Source organism: Aeribacillus sp. SP014 (assembly GCF_054055575.1).
In genome coordinates this window covers 999011-1017125 of record NZ_JBSRXI010000001.1, presented here as the reverse complement: position 1 = coordinate 1017125, position 18115 = coordinate 999011, and the positions used below count along the sequence as shown (strand labels likewise).

The window sequence follows — 18115 nt, the reverse complement described above, 5'->3', positions numbered from 1 at the left end:
TTTCCTCCGCTCATGCACTGCGATAAAGTTTCGTCAAAACAAATTCTCTATGCCCTAATGTTTCCGCTGCAGTTAAACGTCCGTTTATTGTTCGGATCAAAATATCAAGCAGCAAATCGCCAGCCTGCTGGAGATTATATTCCCGTTTCAATAATCCTGTAACGTCTACATCGATATGCTCTGACATAGTAGAAACTGTAATTGGATTTGCCGAAAGCTTAATAACGGGTACTATTGGATGACCAATTATATTGCCTTGACCGGTAGGAAAGAAATGTACGACTGCCCCTCCAGCTGCCATTAAAGTAATGCATTCAGCTGCTGCAGAGGAGGTATCCATAAAATTCAATCCCGCTTTTACTGGAGCCTCCGCAGGTCCTAAAGCATCAACCACCGGTTTTGTGCCCGTTTTTTCGATATTGCCGAGCGCCTTTTCCTCAATTGTTGTGAGGCCGCCTCTTATATTTCCTTCCGTCGGCTGGCTGCCAAGCAGATCAACACCTTTTGATGCGATTTCTTCAACATAGTTTTGATAAAGGCTTAAAAATTTTTGTTTTACTTCTGGAGTGGCACAACGCTCTGCAATTATATGTTCGCCGCCAGTTAATTCGGAGGTTTCACCGAACAAAACAGTTCCGCCTTCGTCAATTAAACGATCAACTACATTTCCTACCGTAGGGCATGATCCTAACCCGGTTGTCGTATCCGACTCTCCGCATTTAATACTTACTAAAATTTCTGATAATTCCACAGGCTCTCTGCGAATTTCAGAAGCATCCTGCAGAAATTTTTGTGCTGTTCGAGCTGCTTTTTCAATCGTAGACAAATCGCCATAACGTTCAATTGAAAATCCAGCTACCGGCTTGCCTGTTTTTTGTACCTCCTCAACAATTCGATTTGTCCAGTTAGGCTCAATACCAATCACAACAACAGCTGCTACATTTGGATTAGAACAGTTGCCGATAATCGTTTTAAAAAACAAGTCTAAATCCGGCCCATATTGTAATCGCCCGTATGCATGCGGGATCGCTAAAGTACCAGGAACAATTTTAGCAACCGCTTCTGCTGCCGCATTAGAAATGTCATCGACAGGCATGATCACTACATGATTCCGAATACCAACTCTTCCGTTCTCTCTGCGATAACCCCAAATTTTATTCTCCATATTTCCACCTCGCCGTTTTTAAATTATGAGTATGAACATAGCTCCCTTTATAGATTTTTTTTGTAGTTACACCAATCGGTACGCGATATTCAATTACTTTGCTGTTTTCATCCAAATCCACTAAAGCAATCTTATGACCAAGAGGAATAAAATCTCTAGACTCTACTGAAACAACTGAATCGTCTTCTAAGATGACCCCTTGGATTTGCTCGCCTGCTTCAATGTCTTCTATTGCGACTCCCACAGAATCGCCGACATTATGTACTAAAAACTTGTGTGACACTATGAACCACCCCTCCATTTCCTTTTTTACAACGCATTTGGTTCAGACATTCAATGGTCCAACCAATTTCTTTAAATTAAATAAAAACAGGCCTTGCACGCCTGAAAATATATTATTTCCAAGCATTGCAAGGCCCTTCAGTCGTCTGATCGAACCTAAATTATTCCTATTGATTTACTGCGGTTTAAAGATTACCATGGATTGAATTTTTTGTCAATATTTTTTCAAAAAAAATCAATTAAATTATGTTCAAGATTGGCTCCGTTCCGGGAATAATCATTCAAAAATTCCACTCTTGCAATCTTTTCAACAACTCGAGAGCCGTTTATGGCGAATCATTAAGTTATGATTTTCATAAAATGGCGAAAAATCGTTACCGTTCCAGAGCCCGTTCCGCCTTGCCCAGCCGCCTTATATGCTTGATTCCGATGGAAGTAATGAAAATCAGCTGATAGAAAAGGTTCAGGAATAACAACAACGGCGCAGGCTGTAAAAAGAATAAAAGAACGTCTTCAAACGGCCTTGTGAATATGATAGCTGACCACAAAAAAATGAAATACGTATATAAAATCCAAATAAAGATATGAAAGGCAATCCGCACAAAAGCATAGAAGGAAAGCCAATTAATTTTCAATTTCTTTAGTTGATCTATTGCATTTTTCCACAAATTCGGCTGATTCAATAGATCAACGATCATCCAGTAGCCGTCTCCAGGAAGCAGCGGGAAAATCGCAAACAGCATTCTAAACATATGAACAATAAGAAAGGACCAAATCCATGGTGAAAGCTGTGCAAAGCATAAGCCGATCACTGATGTTAATCCGCATACAATCAAATCTGCCGTAAAGCCCGCGATGTTGATCCGCATGCGCTGCCATTTTGATAGCTTCCAAGCTTCATTGCAAACAATGCTAAATAACGGGACAGGCCCGGACCATTGAACAGAAATGGAAATGTTCCCTGTACGCGGCATTGTTAATAAGTGCCCAAGCTCATGGATGAGGACTGAAAATGTTAAAACTCCGGCGATGATCCATTGACCTTTTAGATCAGTGACGAGAAAAAATGGAGTGTTGATCATGAACAAAACGGTGCTGATGATCGAAATCAAAACAGCACCTGCGGTAATCCAGTTAAACCATTTACGCTCCAGCCAAGGATTGTAATAGGTTATGAGCGGCTTTTGATCCGGCTCAAAATCAGATTGTTTTTCTTCAATAAGGGAAAAGGCTGCATCCTTATCGATGCCTAACTTTTCAAGAAATAGTAAAATTTCCTTCTCCGATACTTCCATTTTATCTGCAATAGAAGATATAGGCTCTTTGTTTGCCAACTGCTCCAACAATTTTTTTGAATAGTTATCTATTTGCAATAAAAGTCCATCCGGTCGTTCAATCCAGTACCGATCTTCTTTTATCTTTCCTATTTTGTATACTAACGGTTTTTGAAATGACTGTGAGTAATTCACAAATACTCCCTCTCCAAACGTCAGTTTCTCACTTTCAGTTTATTTTCCTCTTTAAGAATGGCTTGTTTGATCAAGTATGAAGCCAGCTGGGAAACAATTGAAACAGGGGCAACCCGATCGAATCCTTCGAACATTGGGCTTGGATTACATTCAATGCATATAACAGAACCGTCTGGACGTAGTTTTAAATCAATTCCGCTGAAAATAAGCCCTAATGTTTCGCATGCCTCTATACATAACTGAGCGATCTCTGGCGTTATCTCAAAGGGTTTGACTTGATGGGCGCCTTCACGATAATCAATTCCTTCTCCCTCAATGATAAATGATGCGATGACTTTTCCGTCCAGGACAAATACACGTACATCCTGGCCTTGTATGTATTCTTGGAATTGCACCGGTGCTGTGCTCAATGCTTCTAATCTTTCAGGTTTTTTATCTTCCTCTGTCAATAGACGGCACAATGCTCCTCCAGCAACGGGTTTATAGATGACATCGCAGTTATGGCTGAATTCCAAAACTTTTTCCGGATTGCTGGTTACTAACGTTTTAGGAACGGGAATACCTGCTCTTCTTAGACACTCAAGGTGATAAGGCTTTGCAAAATGAATGAGCAGTGTATCAACAGGATTGACGATGAGTCTGCCGAAGTAAGAGGAAGATTTTAACCAAGACAGCCAAGCAGCATATCTCTCCCGCTCCGCCGCATATGCCAAAAATCCATTCTCCTTGATTTGTTCCTTTATTTGAGAAGTATCGAATGCAGGAGTAGGAACAAATAATGCTCTCAAAAAGTAAACGTTCGTTTCCGATAAATCACGGTTTTCATAATGGCTGTCTTCACCGCCAAAGCTTAAGGGGTAGGGGACATCCGGCGAATTATCTAAAATGAATGCTTGGGCGCCTTGTCGAACCAATTCCTTTTGTAAATAAAGACAATGCCTTTCAAATTGTGAACCGATAATACCAACAGATACTTCCGCCATTTCGCACCTCCGATGAAATAAATGAGAATTTTCCGAATTTTAGCGCCCCAGAAAACATTCTCTGGGGCGCTTGTCCAACTTTTGCAAAACCTATTTTATAAAACCGCCTTCTTCGCCAAGTGCATATGTGGTAACAATTGGTCCGCCTTCTTCCCCGATAGCTTGAGTTGTATATCCTCCTTCTTCGCCTAAAGCTAACGTTGTGGCATATCCCGGATCCACAATAGGGCTCACAAATAACGGAGAGCTAGATTGCCTTACTTCCAATTCTTCAATAAACAATTTCTTTTTCATTTTTGATTCCTCCTATTCAAAATATTAAAAAAATTTTCTGTTTAAAAATAACATATTTACCTTTATCTTCCTATAGATAAAATGTCCTATTCTGAATAGTGCTTAAGAATGAAATTGAGAGAACAAATAGGTCTTTTTGCTAAATCCTCCACCTGGAAAAGTCAAGTTTATACATTTCGGCTTTAAAAAATAAGAGAATCACTATGTTTGATAGACACTCTCACACACGGTACAGCGGTTTTGTTGTTTAAAGCGCAATTGAGTTCAGACACAATATCTATGTCTTGAATACCTACATGCTGGAATGTAGGCTTCCGATTTGGACAAAATATATCGATTTTAAATAGTTTTTAATAGTCCTAGTTTTATTCCTTTTACCACTGCACCAACTCTTGAGTACACATTCAGCTTTTTAATAATTGATGAAACATGGTGTTCGACCGTTCTTCTGCTTACCATCAAAATATCACTGATCTCTGCGTTCGTTTTATCTTCAGAAATCAGCTTTAAAATTTCTAACTCAGTTTTGGTTAAATAGTGATTCTGATATTCTATTTTTTTTCTAGGAATGATATTGTTGCCCAAAAAACTTTGTCTGATCGCATTTGCAAGTTCTGTAGCAGAGTTTTCCTTCGTAATGAACGCATAAGCACCGGCATGATAAGATGCGTCAATATATTCATCATCGTTATAAGCTGATAATATGACAATCTTCAGATTCGGATAGCTTTCGATTAATTTCTTTGTCAACTCAATTCCATTGTAGCCTTTCATTCTTATGTCCATTACCACAACATCCGGATGATTTTTTGATATTGCTGCATTGATGCCGGCAGGGTCGCAAATGGTATTTACAACTTCAAGATCTGATTCGTGTTCTAATAATTGTTTGATTCCTAACAAGACTAGTAAGTGATCATCTACCAGTAGTACTTTAATTTTCATTTCAATCATCCTAATCTCGGCAAAGTTATCAGGAAGTTACCATGCCCAGTTCTGACTGCATTTAAGCGTAGCCATCTTCTTCGAAGATTTTAGATCGTCACTCACCCTAATTGATTTCTCGGAAAACTCAATATAAACCCTTTTATTTTTAAAGCATTTTATAAGTCTAAAAAACATTGAAGAGAACAGATGTGAGAATAATTCACAAAATTTCCATTAAAAGAATTTCAATTAGAACAGAATGTATTTAGACTAGCTTCACTAAAATCAGATGAAAAAATTAGCGATTATAGACTAAAAGCGTATACACATCTCGAAAAAAATAATCTTCGTTTCCAAATCATTTTCCTCTAAAGGCGCAACAGTTTAAAGATGCCTTTTTTCAAGCTTAGAGCTAAACAAGTGTTTTTCCAAAAACTCATTTACTTTTCCGTTAACTGTCCGTCTGTTTTTCATATATACACAAGTGATGAGAACACATCCAAATCCAATCTTTTCTTTTGCGAATGCAAAGTTCAGTGCATCCTATCGATTCTCGCTTTTTATCCCTCCTTCAACTAGTATTTATAGTAAAAATTTTACACTAAATGACAGTTTTTTTCATTGTTTTTTCTAAAAATAGGTATTTTCCACATCATTTTTTGTGGAAAATACCGATGTTTTTTTAGAAGATTTGTAATATATTTTGAATTAAGAAGAAGAAATTGTAAATTCTACCAAAAATATATCAATTCTTCTCTTCTCTCTAAAACTTTAAACAACAAGCCGGAGCATTGTGATCATATGAAATATTGACATTGTTTTTTAGCAAATAAATATCGAAAACTCATTAAATTATGTAAGCAGGTGATTTGATAATGCGTCTTGAAGAGCAAGAGCAATTGGTAAGAAACCCTAGTCATGTTTTTATCAAAAGGATATTTTATCCATTTAAAATCATTTATTCGCCGCAAAAAACTTTATTGAACATACATAATGAAAAAAAACTAGGAATACTAGCTACTTTGACATTAGTTATATTGTTTGCCGCAATAAGTATTGTTATAAGTCAAAATTTATTAGAATCCGAATATATAGCAGATCTTTTAGGAAACAATCCATCACAATCGTTTAAAAATGCTCTTACTATTTTTGCTGCAATTATGCAAGTCTTCTTATTTTTCGTTAATATTCTTTTACTTACAGCCTTAATAAAAATAGTTCTCTCCATCGTAAAATTGAAAGTAAAATTCAGGGAATTATTGAGATTTGTCATCATCGCTCAATCCCCTGTTGTTTTGGGGCTCGGTATAAAATACGTGTTATCTGATCCGTCTCAATATCATATTCCTGTCACCAGCTTGGCCTACCTATTTTCAGGATTAAACATGAATCAATTTGTGCAAATATTTTTATCGAAAATTGAATTATTTAATTTGTGGTCATTATTTCTAATTTGTTTAAGCTTAACAATTGTTACAAAGCAGTCTTTAACAAAGATAGTTTCCATATTATTTCCAGTAACAATTATATTTAACACACTAATTGAACTTATTTGAAAGGAGGTGAATTATAATGTTGGAACTTGATCTTTTAGTTGCTTATGGCATTAATGAAACTACTGCAAATACTATTGCTGCATTTTTGGACGCCGGTTTAGGAATAGCTTCATTCTTGACATTGATAACCGGAGCAGGTCTCACATTAAAAGCCTTGCAGATAGCTCTAAGAGCCGGAGGCAAAAAAGCTGTAGTAGCATAATGTTTTTAGGATAGGATAGAGAGCCGTTAGTCTTTCTCTATCCTACCTTCTATTTAACTTAAGAAAAAGTTAGCGAGTGAGTGATGTTGAACTATTTTTCCCGTCTACGAAACACTTTTATCCTTTCTGCCATTGTATTTGGCATAGGTTTAATTATTGGGGTCATGATAATTTTTTCGACTTCGCCTCAAATGGAGGAGGCAGCTGAGCTCCAAAGAACTTATAAAGCTGGCTGGTACTCAGTGTATTCTATTTTTTTAAATAATATACTTGTTTGTCTAGTTTTAATGCTGGGTTTATTTACATTTGGGATTCCTACGTTTATTTATTTACTCTTTAATGGCATATCTATCGGAGCAGGTCTAACTCATCTTATTTTATCTGATCAACCTTTATTAAATATATTTTTAAAGGTTATACCTCATGGAATATTTGAAATCCCCTTTTTTTTATTAGCAGGAGCTATCGGCTTTTTAGGATTTACATTTTATTTTAATAGAAAATATGGGTTGAAATTTTTATTAAAACATGTCGTAATGGTAATTATAGGAATCCTTCTAGCTTCCATTGTAGAGGGATTGATTACATTAAATTTATGAAAGTCGGGAGTCAAAATGAGAGCAGCATGGATTAAATGGAAGATTTATATAAGATGGAAAAATCAATGGGGTAAATTTTTAAATAGAAGAGGGTATTCAGGATATATATTTGCGATCACAGCTTTTTTTCTTGATGTCATAGAGGCTATTTTTTATTTTTTTTCTGCATATGCTCTATTAAAACTGGTAATTATGAATGAATTTTTACATACAGCAACGACAGGTGCGCCATTTTTGGACTTTTTATTGCAAAAAATTTCCCAAATTAACAACAATGTTTATATTCTCTGGCAGTTTTATTTTGTATATGTAATAGTTTTCTCTGTTATTGCTGGCATAAAAGCTTCCAAGTGGAATTTAAGCTCAATGGACAAGGAGTGGCTTCTGTCACATTTTAAATTGAGTTTAAGTAAAGCCAACTCTATGGTTATTTTCGAAACAATCTGCTGGAACATAAGAAGTTTCATCATACATATTTTAACATTGCTTTTTAGCTTATCATACGCAATCGGTTTAAACATATCTATGGTAATTGGATTAACACTGCTCAGCTTTTCTTTATATTTGTTTGTCAGCATTGCTGTCTCTTTTTCGCACACATTTTATGTATACAAGTTTATAATAGAAAAACCTTTCGTAAACAAAGTAGCCAAAATTGTCATATCAAGAATGATCATATTTTCTATAGGCTATTTTTTCGCTGCAAAGTTTACAGGATGGCTTATTGATATTCCCTTTATTAAAGAAAATCCCACATCCGAGTCATTTGAAAAATGGTCTAACAAAGGTTGGGAAATTCTGTTTGACAGTGTAACGACGATCAAAATCAATTTAAGCTTTTTTGATATTTTCACTGCTAATTCTCTATATACATATATTGGCACGATATTGATGTGTATGTTTACTATGGTATTTTACTTGTTATTTATCATTCTTTTTAAAGAAAACCCCAACAGGCGATCAGCGGAGTATTTTGATCGGCTGCCTTCCCCGTTATTAAAAGTGCCGTTTTTAAAGAAAAAAGCTTTTACGATTCTTTTATTTATTAGATCGAGCTTTTTTCAAAAGAGGCTTCCGTATATGTTTGGCGATTTCGTTTATTGGTTTTCTGTTGGCATATTTAGCGGATTGCTCGCCAATTTAGATGATGAGTACAAAGTGCAGCAATTAGTATTTTCATTTTTTATTTTGTACCATATTTATTTTTTGGCGGAACGTCATTATCAGCATTTCATAGGGGGAATGGCCTTAGAAAGTGATGGCACCAATGTCTTAATTTATTTAAATGCTGGAAAAAATCTTTGGTATGTATTTAAACAAAAGTTTTTTGTTTACATCATCACGTTAATTCCTTTAATCATAATAGGTGATTTCATTGTTTATATACTCACTCCCATTTCATTAACTACTATTATATGGTTGCTCTCAATGCAAATTTTAGCTTTAAATGCTTTTGGCGCTTTAAATTATATTTCCAGCGCCTTCTATCCTCATTTTGAATTTCGAAACGCTGAAGAATTGAATGAATTTGGCGATAAAAAAATGGTCGATTCTATCTTAGATGCAATGTCTTTATTTATCATACTTCCTAGTATGACAATCCCCATGGTTTTATTTATCATGGGTTATTTAACAAAATCACAATATTTGTTCATCAATCCTATTTTTCTTGCTATTTATCTATTCGGAATGCTCTTTATATCACTTTTATTAGTAAAAAGAAAGCTAAATAAAAAACAATTTATTTATTAGGAGTGAAAATCCAGTGGGAGCAGCATCTTCTGATTATTTATTGAAAGTCCATAATCTGACCAAAATTGAAAATGGGAAAAAAATATTAGATCAAGCAACGTTTGAAATTGCTGAAAATAAAATTGTCGGATTTCTCGGACCAAATGGAGCGGGGAAAACCACAACCTTTAGAATTTTATCTGAATTGACCGGCTACGATGATGGAGAAATTTACGTCAATGGTGTAAAACTGTCAGATCTGGATCGAAAAGAAATCATGTTACTTCCTGATGCCCCATTATTATTTTCCGTGCTGACCGGAAAAGAATATTTAAAATTCATGAGCGAGTTATTAAATTTTGATATAGACAGTCCGGAAATTAAAGAAATGCTCCAGTTATTGGGATTATTAAATTCCTTAAATAAGCAAATTTTCAATTATTCGCTTGGGATGAAAAAGAAACTCAATCTTATTCCATTATTAATGAAAAAACCGAAGCTGCTTTTGCTAGATGAGTATTTATCAGGAATTGACCCTGTCAGTATGAAAGATATTAAAAACATCTTAATTCAATACGCACAAAATGGATGCAGTATTTTTATGTCTACACACCAACTAGAGGTTTGTGAAAGATATTGTGATTCAATTATTTTAATTTCCAATGGGAAAATATTAAAAAATAATATATCTATTTCCGAGATCAAAGAGACAGCTAGCAGTCTTGAGGAATATTATTTAAATGTATTTTCAACTGAGGAAGGATGAGGAATGTGTTCAAATATATTGGGGATATACTTCTCTTTATACTTTTTGCATTTGCCTTTTATTACGCAATTAAGGGATGGAAAGAAAACCGAAGCGAAAGTATATGGTATCTCATATTTAGTTTATTTATTTTGGGAGGAATCATCGTTAGATTTATATTTTAAATCGCTACCATTGCAAATAAATCCGATGATTCCACCACACTAACAATGTTCAAAAATGATAAAGTACATAACCCTTGGAAAAGGTGGTTCCTATTCGAAAAGTTACACTTAATCGAACAATAAAATGAAGTTCTTATCAAGTTAAGAAAACCATGGGGAAAAATCTTTCATGCACCACCGATCAAACGAAAAACTTTACGTTGAGTGGTTTGAATTAGCTAACTGTCTTCCTAGCAAAAAAAGCATACATAGTGGCTCAAAATCAAATCGCAGTATGTTCCCGTCTGCTTCACCTTAATTCATTAAGGAGACGATACAAGTCAAGTTTCAATGACTTTCGGGACAATCCCATTGTGGAAAAAGAATCCTTATTTTAGTCATAAATATTCACTATGATTCGGCAAGGAAATAATACTGTTTTGTTCATATCATAATTCAGAAACTTTCAATCTCCCTGGGGTTCTTCCTGCGAGAAATAAATTACTTAATAGTGCCAAAATGATTGTTCCAATTGTTAAAAAAACGACACCATGCCATCCGTAATTTTCCCATAAAAGGCCGGGAATCCAACCGCCAAGGCTTCCTCCTAAATAGAAAAACACCAAATATAAAGACGTAGCAGCTCCCCGTGAATCGGCGGCCATATCTGTCACATAAGCTGTTGTTGCTGATTGAGAAGCAAAATTTCCGAGCGTCAACAATGATGATCCCACAACAAGCGCAGGAATCGTTGGCCAAAGCGTTATGAAAATACCGATTCCGCCAAGAATATGCCCCATACTCATTGTTCAACGCCGGCCAATCTTATCAGATATCATGCCGGCTATAGGAGCGGAGAAAATGCCGAACGCATATGTAGCATAAAGCAACGAAATTTGTGTATTGCTTAACTGAAAAGGAGGTTGAGCAACATAAAAAGGAATATATGTGAAAAAGCTAATAAATGCGAAGAATTGCGAAAAACCTATAGTGAATGTACCTATCAGAGCAGGATTTTTAAAATGTATGCCAAAACTTTGTTTCTTCCTTTCTCTTTGATAGTTAGGTTTAGGGAGATATTTCCAAACTAAAAAAGCAACGACCATGGAATACACCGCGATTATTGAAAAAACAGTCCTCCAGGAAAATGTGTCGGCTATCGGTCCAGAAATAACCCGTCCCAGCAATCCGCCCGCCACATTAGCACTTACATATACTCCCATCACTCTTCCACGTTGATTTAGAGGAAATTCTTCAGATACATATGCCATCATCACAGCCAAGATGCCAGGTATGATGAGACCATACATACATCTCCAAAATAAAATTGATGAAAATGATTCACTAATGTAAATCATCATACTCGGAAAAATTAATAATATACTTGCAAAAAGAATAACTTTTTTTCGATCCCATTGGTCCAATAATTGAGCAAATACAAAAGATGACACGGCTAATGAAATAATGGTAATCGAAATAGCTGAGCTTGCCGTTGCTATCGATATATTAAATTCTTGAGTCCACAACGGGAGTAGAGGCTGTGGTGCATAAAGAACAATGAACGCATTTGCTGTAGCTACAAAAATAATGAATAAACGTAACATATAGTGACTACTCCTCCGCTATCTTTTATTGTTGAAGTCATCTTTTTAAATGTTTACTGAGAGCATCGGCCGGTTCATATTCAATAATGCAGCCTATACAATGAATGACATCCTTATATGGAAAACAAATTACCGAGGATGAGAAGAGTTCTTTTCGTTTAACAAAAAAGTAACTCTTTTAAATAATTCGAGATACGAAAGAAATATCCTTCATTTTTTTATCCTCACGCCTCTTTCAATCTATAATCGTTCCAAATATATAGAAAAAAGAACAGCCAACCATATGAATGCGGCTGCACTTTCGAATCCTATTTAATAGAATCTACTTTTTTCGAAAATACAAATTCAGAGTCGCCAACGCCACTTATTCTATAAATCGTATCATTTTCCTCAAGAACAATATTGTCTCAGCCAATTCACTTGAAATAACCGTTACTATCAGAGCCTGTATCAACCAATATCCGATTGTATTTGATAATTGAATTTTGAGCCACTCCGATCTAACTTTGCAACTGGTAAATCTGCATAAATCTTGATGTCAAAAAAGCTTCCTTGTCTTATAATAGGCATAGGGGGTCAACCTTAAGTCGATAGACTGTTTGGCCGCTTACTTATTTCGACATTTTCGGGAGTACTTCTTATTTAGTGCTTAGAAATCTTTGAGTCTGGATGAATAATATTTATAAAATTCATTCAATTTATTATTTTTAGTATTGTTCAAAATTAATGTAATATTAATGATGAAGAGAAAGGTAAAATTACAACACTAAACTCATACACTTGCTTAAATGCCTTGAACAAGAAACTAATTACAAAGCTTTGACCGTATCCTTCTTCCTCCATCATCCCCCGTTTTCGCTTCATTTTTTGTCTGACCGAAATGTCTCCATCCGCATATTTCTTGACTGTTCTCCAGTTAAATCCCGTCCTGCGGACAATTTCGGAAAGCGATAACCCTTTCTTTTCACGCAAATGTTTGATATGATGAATTTCAGGCTTTGCTAGCATCCTTTCATTACCTCTACTGTTTTGTTCTTCACAACCTTAAACAGTAGAGGGTATTTTAGGAGCTGGCAAGCCTTTTTTTATGCCATGAAGCTCTGCACTTTTTTGTTGCAGAACTCTGTACTTTCATTTTGCACTAAACACCCGGTGGAGTACAAAGAGAAACACCTCAAAAAAATTGTCTAGTTTAGTGTTGACATACCAACTTTTATACATCGTTTTAATCGTTATTATGGAAAGGGTTTATATCCAATGGGTTTGATCGTGCGAGTCGAAATGGTAGCAGTATATAGCCGTTTGAAAGAAGTTTATTATAAACCAATAGTATATTTTTTGTCACTATGTAAAAATAAAGTGCGTACTTTCTAAAGAAAATCATACATAGTATACTGGTTGCTGTATAAGCGGTAAACAGATACGGAGATACGTTCGCTTGTACGACAAATAACAAATTTTTGTTAGGGGGGAAGAATTCATGCAGTTACAATTAGCATTGGATCTTGTAAATATTCCTGAAGCGAAAGAGCTTGTGAAAGAAGTTGAGGAGTATGTGGATATTGTAGAAATCGGTACTCCTGTTATTATTAATGAAGGTCTTAGAGCTGTTAAGGAAATCAAAGAGGCATTCCCTAATTTAACCGTTCTAGCTGACTTAAAAATCATGGATGCAGCTGCGTATGAAGTGATGAAAGCATCCGAAGCTGGCGCGGATATTATCACGATACTTGGAGTTGCTGAAGATATGTCAATCAAAGGGGCTGTTGAAGAAGCGAGAAAACAAGGTAAAAAAATCTTGGTTGACATGATCGGTGTTAAAAATTTAGAAGAACGTGCTAAAGAAGTGGATGAATTTGGCGTAGACTATATTTGTGTACACACAGGATACGATCTTCAAGCAGTCGGAAAAAATTCTCTTGAAGACCTTCTGACTATTAAACGTGTCGTGAAAAATGCGAAAACGGCCATTGCAGGCGGCATTAAATTAAACACGTTGCCAGAAGTCATTAAAGCAAAACCGGATCTTGTAATTGTAGGTGGCGGTATTACTGGACAAGAAGATAAGCGAGCTGTAGCTGCTGAAATGAAAAAAATGATCCAGCAAGGTGAATAAAATCATGCAGACTACACAATATTTAGCGGAAATCATAAAAGAATTGAATCGCACAGTAGATATAATCGCTGATGAAGAAGCTGAAAAATTGGTAAAGGGGATTCTTGAGGCAAAGAAAATCTTTGTAGCTGGTGCAGGCAGATCTGGATTTATGTCCAAATCTTTTGCGATGCGAATGATGCACATGGGGCTAGATGCCTACGTTGTAGGTGAAACCATCACTCCTAACTTGGAAAAAGATGATATTTTAATCATCGGATCCGGTTCAGGAGAAACGAAAACGTTGGTTTCCATGGCTGAGAAAGCAAAACGATTAGGAGCAGCAGTAGCGCTTGTTACGATTTTCCCTGAATCGACCATTGGACAACTAGCAGATTTCACTGTTAAATTACCGGGTTCACCTAAAGATCAATCGGATAATGGATACAAAACTATACAGCCAATGGGATCACTATTTGAGCAAACCCTCTTATTATTTTATGATGCGATCATATTGAGATGTATGGAGAAAAAGGGATTGGACTCCAATACGATGTTTAAAAGGCATGCCAACCTTGAATAGCCTTAAGGAGTCCTAAACAAAATTTTAAACTAATTCAAGTCATTGATCAAACTAATTTTTAAAGAACAAAAAGACCGCAAAGAGCTCCCTTTAAGGAAAACTTTGCGGTCTTTTTTCTTTGTTTTTTGAAAGATATTGATGCGAATACCACCTATAGTCCATATACTGAGAAATAAAAAGTCGATTTTTCCTACGCTGAGGAAGAATCGACTTTTGATCTATCTTTTATCTATCTTAGCTCTATATTGGCTTTGTGAGAGTTTAAGCTATAAAAATGGGAAAGTCTCTCTGTTTAATTCATTAAATGTTTAAAAGCAGCACAGTATCCTTATGTTCGAGATTTTCAATCATTTCAAACCAGGACTTCGGTTTGTTTGATAAGACGGAATAATAACGTTTCAAAAACTTCACAACAAGATCCGCTGGAAGTTCATTCACGTTATCGTCCATCGGAAGGAAACAAAGGTCGAGCCCTGTTACGGCCTCGCCATCATTGTTCCAAGATGGATGGACATAAGGGAAGTCAAGTCGCTTATAGCCAAGATGGGATAATACTTCACGGCGAACATATGGATCCATCGGCTTAATTCCGCCAAATTCATAATGTTCTACTCGATAAGGATCATAAATTTCAGCAAACATGCCAAATAACTGCTTTCCGTTTGCTGCTGCCCAAGCGTTCAAATCCTCTAATCTCTTTTGCGCTAAAAATCTCCCGATCCCAAGTCCTGCTTGGCCGATGATCGTGAAATCTGTCATGGCGACATTTAAATCTTCATAATAGCGATACTCTGTCGCACCTACGACATTCCCTTCATGAACTGCAACACACACACGAATCCCTGGATCCTCAAGAGGCTCTTTCCAGAGATCGAATTCTAATACTTCTTCAGGAGGAAATACATCTTGCATCAATTGGTGCATTTTTTTAAATAAAGGGGCTTCAATACTCGTAATTCTGCGATATTCCATTTCATCATTCTCCTTGTGAAGATTTTGATGTATAAAAAGGATTTTTCCATTCCATTGGGGTGTTTGTAAAGGACAAATGGCATCGGTTAACCATCAGTCTCGGGATAAAAGCTGGTTTGTTTACCACTTTTTCATAACACTTTTGACACTACCTAGAGCAGCTTATTTCCAATCCGGATAGAGATCTGTACGGCGATCACGCCATGTAGTCACCGATCCTCTTTCACGAACTTGGTATAATAATTCTAAATCAATATCAGCAGTTACAACCATATCATGATTGATTTCCCCTTCGACTAAGATGCCGCGCGGAGGAAATGGAATATCGTTCGGTGTAATCATCGCCGCTTGCCCAAAATTCGCCCTCATAAAATCAACCGTAGGAAGAGAACCAACTGTACCAGTGGTAACGACATATACTTGATTTTCGACTGCTCTCGCATGGCTTGTGTAGCGGACACGATGGAATCCATGTCGATCATCGGTGCAAGAAGGACAGAAAATAACATCCGCACCTTTCGCCTTTGCCATTCGAACGATTTCTGGAAATTCGATGTCATAGCAGGTCAACATCGCAATCGTTCCTTTGTCGGTCTCGAACACTTGTAAGCCATCGCCAGGTGACATGTTCCATTCCTTTACTTCCGTAGGCGTAATATGAAGCTTTGCCTGCTCTGCGACTCTTCCGTCTGGGCAGAACAAATGAGCAACGTTGTACAATCGGTCGCCTTTACGAATAACATGGGTTCCCCCAATAATATGCATCTTTGTTTGCTTAGCCAAATTTATAAACAAAGAACGATACTGTTCTGTAAAATCTGGAAGATCTTGAATAGTCAAAGGCTGTCCTTGTTCATTGCCAATCGACATGAGCTGAGTTGTAAAAAATTCTGGGAATAAAACAAAATCTGCATCAAATTCTTGAGCCGTTTTAATATAATGCTCGACTTGATTGGCAAATTCCTCAAAAGAATTTATAGTATGGAGATGATATTGAACAGCTGAGACTCTTAGCTTCATAAAGTCTCCTCCTTGGACTGATTTTGACGTATTACGTCAATTATGGGATGTCTTCCCGAAAAACAGCGAGCATCATGAAGGATGTATATGGTCTGTCGATTTCGCATCAGACGGTCATCAACTATGCAATCAGTGTCGCGCTTATGATCAAACCTTTTGTTGATCGATTCCCATACGAGTTGTCTGGCTCTTTCTGTGGGGATGAGACGTACATTCGGGTGAAAGGACGTTGGCATTATTGGTTCTTTATGTTTGATTTGTTGCCGTAAAAAAAGTCGTGTTGTATTATCGTGTCTCCCCCAACCGAGATACGATATCGGCGATTCGCGCCATCGATGACGTCCTGCAGAAACTGTCTTCCATCTCAGGTGATTTGACACTTGTCGTCGATGGGAACCCGATTTACTTATTGGCTCAACACTTTTTTGCGCAACACGGCATTCGTTTCGATGTCCACCAAGTGATTGGGCTCACCAATGACGATCCTGTATCGGAAGAGTTCCGCCCACTCAAACAGATCATCAAACGATTCAACCGAACGTTTAAAGGCAACTATCGACCGACCCATGCCTTCGGCGCAGAAGAAGGATCTGTTTCTTTCGTCACTTTATTTGTGGCGTATTTTAACTTCTTGCGCCCTCATGGTGCACTCGAAAACCGAGTTCCAATCGTCATTCCAGAGTTAGACAGCCTCCCACATATGCCAGCGCGATGGGGCAAACTCATTGCCATGGCTCAAGGTTTCCTTCAGCAAAAGGCTGCCGAACAGAAACGGATTCAACGGAGCGAACCCTTGACCATCCGAACCTCGCCAACCTATTCATGTTATGTTAAGTGATACGGTTATTATAAGTGAAAAAATTTTGCTCTATTCATGTTATGGATGATAAGTGATAATGTTATTATAAAGTACATCATCAACTTTACCAAGTACATACTTTTACGTAATATAGTGTGAAAAAGTATACTATAAGTAAAAATGTACAAATTAATGAGTGATCAACGTACATGCAGAAAAACCAACGGGAAGCGATCTGCCCGTTGGTTTTTTAGTGTTTGACTCACTTATCATTCATTTTCGTTGCTTTTTTGTTAATCGCTATCTTGGAGGGAAGGGATCTCTACAAATTGCGCGTCAATAAAAGCGCATAATAACAAAAGAAAGTTTGTTTTGAACCTTTAAATAGAGAGAGTTTTTACTTGACGGACTCATGAATTTTTACTTGGTCTTTCACAACAGTCTCCATGTAGTTTTTGCCCCATTCATACATAGCATCGAGAATCGGCATTAGACTTTTCCCATATTCGGTCAGTGAATATTCCACTTTTGGCGGAACAACGGGATAGACTTTGCGATGAACAATGAGGTCTTCTTCCAGCTCCCGCAATTGGTTAACAAGCATTCTTTGGGTGATGCCTGGCATGAGAGCCTTCAGTTCACCAAATCGCTTCGTCCCCCATTTTCCTAGATGCCATAAAATAAGCATTTTCCATTTACCCCCGATGACAGCAAGCGTCAATTCTTTTTCACAGTTATATACCTTACCACAAACATGTCCCATTTCTTGCACCTCCGTATCTATTATGACAGATAGTATACTTTTTATCACTATATGCTAAAAATGCACATACTTACAAACAAACATTATACACATTTAAGTACTTCATTTCCACAAATAATAGTCAGTGTTTTTTCCTTCTCATGGGAATATGTCCCATTCATC

Annotated in this window: 18 protein-coding genes and 2 pseudogenes; 8 read left to right on the top strand and 12 right to left on the bottom strand. The window is 36.7% G+C overall.

Features of this window, described 5'->3' with window-relative positions; genetic code table 11:
• Positions 1-10: 10 nt before the first annotated feature.
• The 6 genes from ACVIJU_RS05015 to ACVIJU_RS04990 form a co-directional block, all read right to left on the bottom strand.
• Entirely contained in the window at positions 11-1165 is a 1155-nt protein-coding gene (locus tag ACVIJU_RS05015; protein ID WP_130157222.1) for a UxaA family hydrolase, read from the bottom strand.
• Positions 1155-1448 carry a UxaA family hydrolase gene (locus ACVIJU_RS05010; RefSeq protein ID WP_340807924.1) on the bottom strand — a complete coding sequence of 98 codons (294 nt, stop codon included), beginning with the start codon at positions 1446-1448 and terminating at the stop codon, positions 1155-1157. Before ACVIJU_RS05010 ends, ACVIJU_RS05015 begins: the two co-directional genes overlap by 11 nt.
• Positions 1449-1821: 373 nt before the next feature.
• Positions 1822-2916 carry a hypothetical protein gene (locus tag ACVIJU_RS05005; protein WP_339212057.1) on the bottom strand — a complete coding sequence of 365 codons (1095 nt, stop codon included), beginning with the start codon at positions 2914-2916 and terminating at the stop codon, positions 1822-1824.
• A 20-nt stretch (positions 2917-2936) separates the two neighbouring features.
• On the bottom strand, positions 2937-3899 hold the full coding sequence (locus ACVIJU_RS05000) for an ATP-grasp domain-containing protein (protein WP_063388396.1): 963 nt from the start codon (positions 3897-3899) through the stop codon (positions 2937-2939).
• Positions 3900-3989: 90 nt separating this feature from the next.
• The gene (locus tag ACVIJU_RS04995; protein WP_063388395.1) at positions 3990-4193 is read right to left on the bottom strand and encodes a hypothetical protein; all 204 of its coding nucleotides are present in this window, start codon (positions 4191-4193) and stop codon (positions 3990-3992) included.
• A 339-nt stretch (positions 4194-4532) separates the two neighbouring features.
• Positions 4533-5138, bottom strand: a complete 606-nt coding sequence (locus ACVIJU_RS04990) for a response regulator (RefSeq protein ID WP_063388394.1) — start codon at positions 5136-5138, stop codon at positions 4533-4535.
• Between the two features lie 857 nt (positions 5139-5995).
• Between ACVIJU_RS04990 and ACVIJU_RS04985 the strand changes: the two genes are divergently transcribed.
• The 5 genes from ACVIJU_RS04985 to ACVIJU_RS04965 all read left to right on the top strand — a co-directional run bounded on the left by ACVIJU_RS04985 (position 5996) and on the right by ACVIJU_RS04965 (position 9974).
• Positions 5996-6676 carry a YIP1 family protein gene (locus ACVIJU_RS04985; RefSeq protein ID WP_094244515.1) on the top strand — a complete coding sequence of 227 codons (681 nt, stop codon included), beginning with the start codon at positions 5996-5998 and terminating at the stop codon, positions 6674-6676.
• Positions 6677-6692: 16 nt separating this feature from the next.
• Positions 6693-6878, top strand: coding sequence for a hypothetical protein (locus tag ACVIJU_RS04980; protein WP_063388392.1), 186 nt, complete (start codon positions 6693-6695; stop codon positions 6876-6878).
• 83 nt (positions 6879-6961) lie between these two features.
• On the top strand, positions 6962-7477 hold the full coding sequence (locus ACVIJU_RS04975; protein WP_066248075.1) for a stage II sporulation protein M: 516 nt from the start codon (positions 6962-6964) through the stop codon (positions 7475-7477).
• A gap of 15 nt (positions 7478-7492) precedes the next feature.
• Positions 7493-9229 carry a hypothetical protein gene (locus ACVIJU_RS04970; protein WP_327848809.1) on the top strand — a complete coding sequence of 579 codons (1737 nt, stop codon included), beginning with the start codon at positions 7493-7495 and terminating at the stop codon, positions 9227-9229.
• 13 nt (positions 9230-9242) lie between these two features.
• Positions 9243-9974, top strand: a complete 732-nt coding sequence (locus ACVIJU_RS04965) for an ATP-binding cassette domain-containing protein (RefSeq protein WP_063387816.1) — start codon at positions 9243-9245, stop codon at positions 9972-9974.
• A 592-nt stretch (positions 9975-10566) separates the two neighbouring features.
• Here the strand turns inward: ACVIJU_RS04965 and ACVIJU_RS04960 are convergent.
• The 3 genes and pseudogenes from ACVIJU_RS04960 to ACVIJU_RS04950 all read right to left on the bottom strand — a co-directional run.
• Positions 10567-10923, bottom strand: a complete 357-nt coding sequence (locus ACVIJU_RS04960; RefSeq protein ID WP_456687344.1) for an MFS transporter — start codon at positions 10921-10923, stop codon at positions 10567-10569.
• 3 nt (positions 10924-10926) lie between these two features.
• Positions 10927-11721: an MFS transporter gene (locus ACVIJU_RS04955; RefSeq protein WP_456687343.1), complete on the bottom strand. Its 795-nt coding sequence runs from the start codon at positions 11719-11721 to the stop codon at positions 10927-10929.
• Positions 11722-12540: 819 nt separating this feature from the next.
• Positions 12541-12729: pseudogene (locus tag ACVIJU_RS04950) on the bottom strand (IS21 family transposase); the annotation flags it as partial.
• Positions 12730-13201: 472 nt separating this feature from the next.
• On the opposite strand from ACVIJU_RS04950, the gene hxlA reads away from it, so the two are divergent.
• Both hxlA and hxlB read left to right on the top strand, forming a co-directional pair.
• Entirely contained in the window at positions 13202-13837 is a 636-nt protein-coding gene (gene hxlA / locus ACVIJU_RS04945; protein ID WP_063387819.1) for a 3-hexulose-6-phosphate synthase, read from the top strand.
• Positions 13838-13841: 4 nt separating this feature from the next.
• Entirely contained in the window at positions 13842-14399 is a 558-nt protein-coding gene (hxlB, locus tag ACVIJU_RS04940) for a 6-phospho-3-hexuloisomerase (RefSeq protein ID WP_456687342.1), read from the top strand.
• 300 nt (positions 14400-14699) lie between these two features.
• Here the strand turns inward: hxlB and ACVIJU_RS04935 are convergent, their stop codons facing one another.
• Both ACVIJU_RS04935 and ACVIJU_RS04930 read right to left on the bottom strand, forming a co-directional pair.
• Positions 14700-15371, bottom strand: coding sequence for a hypothetical protein (locus tag ACVIJU_RS04935; protein ID WP_063387821.1), 672 nt, complete (start codon positions 15369-15371; stop codon positions 14700-14702).
• A gap of 162 nt (positions 15372-15533) precedes the next feature.
• The gene (locus ACVIJU_RS04930) at positions 15534-16391 is read right to left on the bottom strand and encodes a carbon-nitrogen hydrolase family protein (RefSeq protein ID WP_063387822.1); all 858 of its coding nucleotides are present in this window, start codon (positions 16389-16391) and stop codon (positions 15534-15536) included.
• Positions 16392-16399: 8 nt separating this feature from the next.
• Between ACVIJU_RS04930 and ACVIJU_RS04925 the strand changes: the two are divergent.
• Positions 16400-17154: pseudogene (locus ACVIJU_RS04925) on the top strand (IS6 family transposase); the annotation flags it as partial.
• A gap of 433 nt (positions 17155-17587) precedes the next feature.
• Here ACVIJU_RS04925 and ACVIJU_RS04920 read toward each other — a convergent pair.
• A complete protein-coding gene (locus ACVIJU_RS04920) occupies positions 17588-17953 on the bottom strand; it encodes a winged helix-turn-helix transcriptional regulator (protein WP_063387824.1) in 366 nt (121 codons plus the stop codon).
• Between the last annotated feature and the right edge of the window lie 162 nt (positions 17954-18115).

What these genes read in the sequence shown, in the direction of transcription:
- ACVIJU_RS05015 (WP_130157222.1), bottom strand. Translation starts at nt 1,165, where the DNA reads ATGGAGAATAAAATTTGGGGTTATCGCAGAGAGAACGGAAGAGTTGGT.
- ACVIJU_RS05000 (WP_063388396.1), bottom strand. Translation starts at nt 3,899, where the DNA reads ATGGCGGAAGTATCTGTTGGTATTATCGGTTCACAATTTGAAAGGCAT.
- ACVIJU_RS04995 (WP_063388395.1), bottom strand. Translation starts at nt 4,193, where the DNA reads ATGAAAAAGAAATTGTTTATTGAAGAATTGGAAGTAAGGCAATCTAGC.
- ACVIJU_RS04990 (WP_063388394.1), bottom strand. Translation starts at nt 5,138, where the DNA reads ATGAAAATTAAAGTACTACTGGTAGATGATCACTTACTAGTCTTGTTA.
- ACVIJU_RS04985 (WP_094244515.1), top strand. Translation starts at nt 5,996, where the DNA reads ATGCGTCTTGAAGAGCAAGAGCAATTGGTAAGAAACCCTAGTCATGTT.
- ACVIJU_RS04980 (WP_063388392.1), top strand. Translation starts at nt 6,693, where the DNA reads ATGTTGGAACTTGATCTTTTAGTTGCTTATGGCATTAATGAAACTACT.
- ACVIJU_RS04975 (WP_066248075.1), top strand. Translation starts at nt 6,962, where the DNA reads ATGTTGAACTATTTTTCCCGTCTACGAAACACTTTTATCCTTTCTGCC.
- ACVIJU_RS04970 (WP_327848809.1), top strand. Translation starts at nt 7,493, where the DNA reads ATGAGAGCAGCATGGATTAAATGGAAGATTTATATAAGATGGAAAAAT.
- ACVIJU_RS04960 (WP_456687344.1), bottom strand. Translation starts at nt 10,923, where the DNA reads ATGAGTATGGGGCATATTCTTGGCGGAATCGGTATTTTCATAACGCTT.
- ACVIJU_RS04955 (WP_456687343.1), bottom strand. Translation starts at nt 11,721, where the DNA reads ATGTTACGTTTATTCATTATTTTTGTAGCTACAGCAAATGCGTTCATT.
- hxlA (WP_063387819.1), top strand. Translation starts at nt 13,202, where the DNA reads ATGCAGTTACAATTAGCATTGGATCTTGTAAATATTCCTGAAGCGAAA.
- hxlB (WP_456687342.1), top strand. Translation starts at nt 13,842, where the DNA reads ATGCAGACTACACAATATTTAGCGGAAATCATAAAAGAATTGAATCGC.
- ACVIJU_RS04935 (WP_063387821.1), bottom strand. Translation starts at nt 15,371, where the DNA reads ATGGAATATCGCAGAATTACGAGTATTGAAGCCCCTTTATTTAAAAAA.
- ACVIJU_RS04930 (WP_063387822.1), bottom strand. Translation starts at nt 16,391, where the DNA reads ATGAAGCTAAGAGTCTCAGCTGTTCAATATCATCTCCATACTATAAAT.
- ACVIJU_RS04920 (WP_063387824.1), bottom strand. Translation starts at nt 17,953, where the DNA reads ATGGGACATGTTTGTGGTAAGGTATATAACTGTGAAAAAGAATTGACG.